The 5,895-nt window shown below is 65.0% G+C and carries 8 protein-coding genes and 1 tRNA gene; 2 read left to right on the top strand and 7 right to left on the bottom strand.

Features of this window, described 5'->3' with window-relative positions:
* From AC5RWT_RS33555 to nrdH, 3 genes are all read right to left on the bottom strand, one after another.
* On the bottom strand, positions 1-204 hold a 204-nt coding region (locus AC5RWT_RS33555; RefSeq protein WP_494083990.1), incomplete at its 3' end, for a hypothetical protein.
* A 17-nt stretch (positions 205-221) separates the two neighbouring features.
* Positions 222-707 (bottom strand): class Ib ribonucleoside-diphosphate reductase assembly flavoprotein NrdI, encoded by a 486-nt coding sequence (gene nrdI, locus AC5RWT_RS33550; RefSeq protein WP_494083989.1) that lies wholly within the window; start codon positions 705-707, stop codon positions 222-224.
* Between the two features lie 31 nt (positions 708-738).
* Entirely contained in the window at positions 739-981 is a 243-nt protein-coding gene (nrdH, locus tag AC5RWT_RS33545) for a glutaredoxin-like protein NrdH (protein ID WP_127513743.1), read from the bottom strand.
* A gap of 737 nt (positions 982-1,718) precedes the next feature.
* Here nrdH and AC5RWT_RS33540 point away from each other — a divergent pair.
* A complete protein-coding gene (locus tag AC5RWT_RS33540) occupies positions 1,719-2,642 on the top strand; it encodes a LysR family transcriptional regulator (protein WP_494083988.1) in 924 nt (307 codons plus the stop codon).
* Positions 2,643-2,962: 320 nt separating this feature from the next.
* On the opposite strand, the gene AC5RWT_RS33535 is transcribed toward AC5RWT_RS33540, so the two are convergent.
* The 4 genes from AC5RWT_RS33535 to nadD all read right to left on the bottom strand — a co-directional run bounded on the left by AC5RWT_RS33535 (position 2,963) and on the right by nadD (position 5,721).
* Positions 2,963-3,038 (bottom strand) — tRNA-Ala (locus AC5RWT_RS33535).
* 152 nt (positions 3,039-3,190) lie between these two features.
* Complete coding sequence (rsfS, locus tag AC5RWT_RS33530; RefSeq protein WP_494083987.1) at positions 3,191-3,577, bottom strand: ribosome silencing factor; 387 nt, start codon at positions 3,575-3,577, stop codon at positions 3,191-3,193.
* Positions 3,578-3,617: 40 nt separating this feature from the next.
* Positions 3,618-5,084, bottom strand: coding sequence for a hypothetical protein (locus AC5RWT_RS33525; RefSeq protein WP_494083986.1), 1,467 nt, complete (start codon positions 5,082-5,084; stop codon positions 3,618-3,620).
* Positions 5,085-5,118: 34 nt separating this feature from the next.
* Positions 5,119-5,721 (bottom strand): nicotinate-nucleotide adenylyltransferase, encoded by a 603-nt coding sequence (gene nadD / locus AC5RWT_RS33520; protein WP_494083985.1) that lies wholly within the window; start codon positions 5,719-5,721, stop codon positions 5,119-5,121.
* Here nadD and AC5RWT_RS33515 point away from each other — a divergent pair.
* Positions 5,695-5,895: hypothetical protein (locus tag AC5RWT_RS33515; RefSeq protein ID WP_494083984.1), on the top strand; the 201-nt coding region annotated here is incomplete at its 3' end. The two genes, nadD and AC5RWT_RS33515, sit on opposite strands and share 27 nt — an antisense overlap.

Below are 5,895 nucleotides of genomic sequence, written 5' to 3'. Positions count from 1 at the left end.
GCGCTCGTAGTAATCGTTCTTGATCAGGTAGTCGAGCTTCTCTTCCAGGTCGTGGAAGAACACCGTGTTGTTGTTGACGTGCTGCAGGAAGTACTGGCGCGCAGCTTCGCGGTCGGCTTCGAACTGGATGCTTCCGTCCGGGCCGTAAAGGTTGAGCATGGCGTTGAGCTCGTGGTAGCCCAGCCCCTTGAATGCCGCCGGCAGCTCAGCCTTGGCGTCGGCTACGGCCGAGTGTGCAACTGTCGTTTCCAAAAGTGTTCCAATCCTTGCTTGACCCGGTCAACGTCCTCGGACGTGCCCATGAGTTCGAATCGATAGAGAAGCGGTACCTGGCACTTGGCTGCGATTTTCTCCGCGGCCAGGCAGAAAGTTGTGCCGAAATTCGTGTTGCCGGAACCGATCACGCCGCGCAGCAGGCGCCGGTTCTCCTCGCGGTTGAGGAATTTGATGACCTGCGGCGGAATCGAGTTCCTGCCGGATTCCCCGCCATACGTCGGCAGCACCAGCACGAACGGCCGGAGTGCGTGCAGCGTATCTTCCTGGGTGCGCAGCGGAATCCGTGCCGCCGGCAGTCCCAGTTTCTGCATGAAGCGGTCCGTGTAGCCGGAGGCGGAGGAAAAGTAGATCAGATCCGTCTCGGCGATCCCGCCGGTTGCCGGACCTGCCTGCTGCGCGCTGGCGCTCTCGCTCATCAGCAGCTCGGTCATGGCGCGTGCTTCTGGTTTCGGGCGGACCCGGTCAGGCCACCGAGGCAGCGGCCTGGGCCAGCTCCTCGATCTTGTCGGGGCGGAAGCCGGACCAGTGATCCTGCTCGGTGACCACGACCGGGGCCTGCATGTAACCGAGGGAACGGACACGCTCCAGCGCTTCAGGATCCTGGGACAGGTCAACGCTTTGGTAGGCGATGCCCTTCTTGTCCAGAGCCCGGTACGTGGCGTTGCATTGCACGCATGCTGGCTTGGTGTAAACCGTTACAGTCATGGTCCTTCTCCCCTAATAATCGGTACGCGTATCTGCTGTTTTCGTGGCCGTGCGCCTTCCCTGAGAAGGACCCGCACTCCCTGCCCGCCAGCGGTTCCAATACTACATCTAGTGGACGCGGCCACCCGGAACCCCAAGATGATGTATTACAAGTATGTCATTCCTTCTCCGGCTTCGTCCACAGCCCATGGGGATATCTTCCATGGGTTAAACAGTTGAATTTCCGGCGTTCGCGACTCGTCGTCCACAGCCTGTGGATCCCCCGCCCACAACTTCGGAAAAGGTCGTGTCGTGGTTTTGTCGGCGTGTCGCACGTAGGGGCGCAACTACTAGATGTAGTGGTCCGTCATCCATGGAGCATCCTCCCGCCGACCCATCTGTGATCCAGACGATAGCGGCTGCCTCTGACTGTCCCACGCCGAGTTCCACACCGTTTATAGAACGCCACGCCGGGCCGCCGCATTCCACATGCGCCCCGTTGTCGTGACCGTCGCGCCAGACAGGCGTCGCGTCAGGCAGGCGTGGCCGACGTCGGCGCAGCGGCCACCATTACCGTGGAGCGCCAAGCCCCTGAAGCCGTTCCAGGGCCGCAGGGGCGACGTCCTTCGGTTGAACCTCACATCCTCAGGATGGATTTATCCGATTCCGGGTTACAACTCTCGTTCACCCCATCGACTGCCGCGACGACCAGCCCAAGGTAAACTTGCCTTCAACGCAAAGAAGCCATAGGAGATCTGATGGTCAACACCGTGCATCTGCGCACGCTGCTGGAAGTAACGCGGCGCGGGTCCTTCGCCGCCGCCGCTGCCAACCTGGGCTACACGGCCTCGGCGGTCTCGCAGCAGATGTCGGCGCTGGAACGTGAGACGGGTGCCAAGCTCTTCGAGCGTTCAGCGCGTAGTGTGCAGCCGACTGAGACTGCTGTGGTGATGTCGCGGCACGCTGCCAAGGTCCTCACTGATATCGACGCCCTGCTGGCTGCTACCGCACGCAGCCACGACACCAGCACGCAGGAGATCCGGCTGGGCATCTTTCCCAGCTTGGCCACGTACGTCCTCCCCCGCCTGCTGCAGGCACCCAACTGGCCAAACCTAGGGATCAACCTCAAGGTATCGGTCGCGGAGCCGGGTCAGACCATCCAGGGCCTGCGGACCGGCGGCGGGCTGGACGTAGCCTTGGTGTTCCAAGTCGGCCAGGGCGGGTTGGCCTGGCCCAACACGGTGAGCAGGCAATGGATCGGGGACGACAATTTCCGCGTGGTGCTGCCCGAATCCTGGGGTATCCGCCCCGGTGCTTCGGTGACAGCCTCACAGCTGGCCGAGATGCCCTGGATCATGCACCATCCGGGCACATCGGACGCCACCGTGATCGAGCGCCTCTTCGCCAGCTGCAACCTCCACCCCCGGGTGGTGGCCTACTGCGACGACTTTAACGCCAGCCTCGCCATGGCCGGCGCCGGACTCGGAGCTGCCCTGGTTCCGGAACTGGCCATGCAGCACGGCCCGGACGGCGTCGTGGTGCTGGACGTTCCGGAAATCCGGCTGGCCCGGAACATCTTCGCACTGCTGATGGACGATCGGCACAACGCCCGGCTGGGCCTGTTCATGGACCAGCTTTCGGCGATTCTGCACGACCTGAGCATCACCACGCGACGCGTCTGAACGGAACCCCCGGCACACCGGCACAGCCGGAAACGCCGCCGCGTCCTCCGGATCCCTTGGCCGGAAAGGCCTCGCCGCCCGGTGGGGGCGGCGCCACCATCCGCGTTCGCTGTGAGCTGAAACTCCAAGCCGCGGCGCAGTCACACGCACCGGCACGTGGTGGACATCTGATGCAAGCCGACACCCGGGACGCATGAATCGGGCGCTATCCGTGAATCAGGCGGATCCCCGGGAGCCAAAGCGCAGGGCAGCCGGCACCGAAGGACGGGAACCAAAAAGTCCGGCACAAACTTGTCTGTTTGTGCCGGACCTTTGTTGAGTGGTGGAGCTGAGGGGACTCGAACCCCTGACCCCCTGCATGCCATGCAGGTGCGCTACCAGCTGCGCCACAGCCCCGTAATCCTTGCGGATTCCGCATCGCTTCCTTCGAAGCAACTTGAATATTCTATGCAGAGACCGGCACGGATTCCAAATCAGAGGAAGAGCCGCGCGGGCCGCTGCTGCCGGACAGAACGGCCGGCGCTGCCCCGGGCCACTCTGCCCCGCGGCTACTCCGTAGACGTGGGAGACGGCTTGTCCTCCAACTGCAGGTCGATGAAGGGGCAGTCCTTCCACAACCGCTCCAAGGCATAGAAGACGCGGTCTTCCTGGTGTTGCACATGGATAACAACGCCCGCGTAGTCAAGCAGCACCCAGCGTCCTTCGGACCGCCCTTCCCGGCGGACCGGACGCAGGTCCTGCTTGTGCAGTTCCTCTTCGATGCCGTCGACAATCGCATTCACCTGGCGTTCGGTCGGTGCCGAAGCAATCAGGAATACGTCGGTGATGGCCAGCCGCTCGCTGACGTCGATTGCGACGATGTCTTCGGCGATTTTGTCGCTGGCTGCCTTCGCAGCGGTGCGCGCGATGGCGATGGAACTCTCGGGTGCGGTCATGTGTCTCCTTGGAATGTAAACCAGCGTTTGAGTGGCGGCCTTAGCCGCCGAAGAATCCGAGCATCATGGCAATGCCGGCGGCAAATGCAGCGGCACCCAGCACCAGGGCGGCGCCCACTGCAGCCCTGGTCCGGCGGAGCCGGGCCAGGCCGGCGGTCCGGGCATCGAGGGGATCCAGCCCGTAGGCGCTGCTGGCCTTGAGCGGGTGGATGGTGGCCCCGCGTCCTTCGGCCAGCGCTTCGGCCTCAGCCAGGATCTTTGACCGGGGGGTTCCGACAACCGCGTCGACCTGCCGGAAGGCAGGTTTTGGTGCCTGCTCCGGCGGTGTCCCGACCCGTGGCATCGGGACGGCCTGAGTGGCATCCGGTGCTGAGCGCTGGGCTGTCTGTCGCCCGGCTGTCTGTCGCTGGGCTGTCTGGCGCTGCGCTTGTGTCTGTCGCTGACCCGTTTGCGTTGCCGGCCGCTTGTCAGCCGCCGGCTTTTGCTGGCCAGGAAGTGTCTGCGCCGGGGCAGCCGTAGTCACGACCGGAACGTAGGACGTTGAGGACGGACGGAGGATGTGCTGGTCTGTCCCGGGGACGCCCACAAATTCCATCGGAGCTGAGGCAATGTCGGCCACCGGCCGTTCTGCCGCTGTATGGCGGCGCTGCTCGTTCTCGTCGCTCAGCCGCTTCTTGTCGGCAGCCCTGCGGTTGAGCACTGCCGCACGCTCGGCCAGGGCCTTCTGCTGGGCCAGCAGTTCCAGGTCCACTTCATGCGGATCCTGCTCCTGCCGGGCCTCCATCATGGCGACCATGTTCTTCGCTTGGCCCATCAGCAGGTCGCGGGCGGCCAGGGCCTGCTGGACAGTCATCTCGCCGGCCTCAACAGCTTCCCTGCCTGCTTCGGAGAGCTGCCGGTCCGGGGATTCGGAGAGCTGCTGGGCCGGGGATTCGGCGGCGGGCTGGGCCGGATGCCGTCCGGTGTCCCCGCCGCGCCGGGCACGGCGGCCACCCTCGATCGGCGGACGCTGCGGTTCGTACGGGACATCTGCCGGCGCACCGGAGGTACGCGCCCGGGCATCCGCAGCCGGGGCAGGCGTGGTGTGCGGGCCTGCCGGTGAAGCTGCGGCACCGGAGGGTTTGGGCCGCGAGTCTGCCGGTGCACTGGCGGGGACGCGGTTCTCGCGCTCCAATTGCTGCTGGCGCAATTGCCGCCGTGTGGGCACCTGCTCCTGTTCCGGGGCCGGAATCTTGGGCAGCGCCGCGGTCAGGGTCTTCAGTGCACGGTGCGCCTCACGCTCACGGGCGCGCGTTTGAGATGTCCGCTCGCCCTGGCGTTCACGGGAGGCACTCCTGCTGTCGCCGGAGGTGCCGGAAACCTCTCCCCCGCCATCGGCGGGGGCAACTGCCTGGGCATCCGAGGCTTGCGAGCCGCTTGCGGAGGCGGACTCCGGAACCGTTCCGGCGCCGTCGCGCTGCATCCGGATTTCCCGGCGGCTGCGCGGCGGCTGGGATTGATTGCTCATGCTTTGCTGATCACCCAGAAGTAAACGACTGATTTCATTGGCTTGGTTGAAGTTGGCTCACGGCTGCGGCGCTCTCGGGCGCCCGCCGGTAGAGACCGTACTTGGCTATGTACTGTACTACGCCGTCCGGCACCAGGTACCAGACCGGCTGGTCGTCGGCCACCCTGTCGCGGCAATCCGTGGAGGAAATGGCCATGGCCGGAACCTCCAGCAGGCTCACGTCCTTGCGGCCCAGGTTATGCAGCTCGTGCCCCGGCCGGGTCACGCCCACAAAGTTGGCCAGCGACCACAGTTCGTCAATGTCCTTCCAGGACATGATCTGTGCCAGCGCGTCCGCTCCGGTGATGAAGAATAGTTCCGCATCGGGCCGGGCCGCGCTCAGGTCACGCAGCGTGTCGATCGTGTAGGTCAGCCCTGGCCGGTCAATGTCCACCCGGCTGACAGTGAACCGCGGATTCGATGCTGTCGCGATCACGGTCATCAGGTAGCGGTGTTCAGCCGGACTGACCTCGCGCCCGCTCTTTTGCCAGGGCTGGCCGGTAGGGACAAAGACCACCTCGTCCAGCCCAAAAACCGCCGCTACCTCGCTGGCCGCCACCAGGTGTCCGTGGTGGATCGGGTCAAACGTTCCGCCCATGACGCCAAGCCGGAGCTTGCGCCCCGGGTAGGTGAGGTGCAGGTTTCCGGCTTGCGGGGCTTTAACAGGCAGCGCGGGCACGAACGGCTAGTGGCGCGCTTGGCCGTGATCGTGCTTGTTCGGGTGCTGGCGGTGCGGGTCCACGTGCTCCTCGACGGCCGAGTGGCGCTGGCC

It is taken from the genome of Arthrobacter sp. Dra40, from assembly GCF_059091905.1.
The sequence above is the reverse complement of the archived record's forward strand: the minus strand, read 5'-3'. Positions and strand labels throughout refer to the sequence as shown.

Excerpts from the sequence above, each read along its gene's own strand:
- nadD (WP_494083985.1), bottom strand. The coding sequence starts at position 5,721 with ATGGGCGGAACGTTTGACCCGATCCACCACGGACACCTGGTGGCGGCC.
- nrdH (WP_127513743.1), bottom strand. The coding sequence starts at position 981 with ATGACTGTAACGGTTTACACCAAGCCAGCATGCGTGCAATGCAACGCC.
- nrdI (WP_494083989.1), bottom strand. The coding sequence starts at position 707 with ATGACCGAGCTGCTGATGAGCGAGAGCGCCAGCGCGCAGCAGGCAGGT.
- AC5RWT_RS33525 (WP_494083986.1), bottom strand. The coding sequence starts at position 5,084 with ATGAGCAATCAATCCCAGCCGCCGCGCAGCCGCCGGGAAATCCGGATG.
- rsfS (WP_494083987.1), bottom strand. The coding sequence starts at position 3,577 with ATGACCGCACCCGAGAGTTCCATCGCCATCGCGCGCACCGCTGCGAAG.
- AC5RWT_RS33540 (WP_494083988.1), top strand. The coding sequence starts at position 1,719 with ATGGTCAACACCGTGCATCTGCGCACGCTGCTGGAAGTAACGCGGCGC.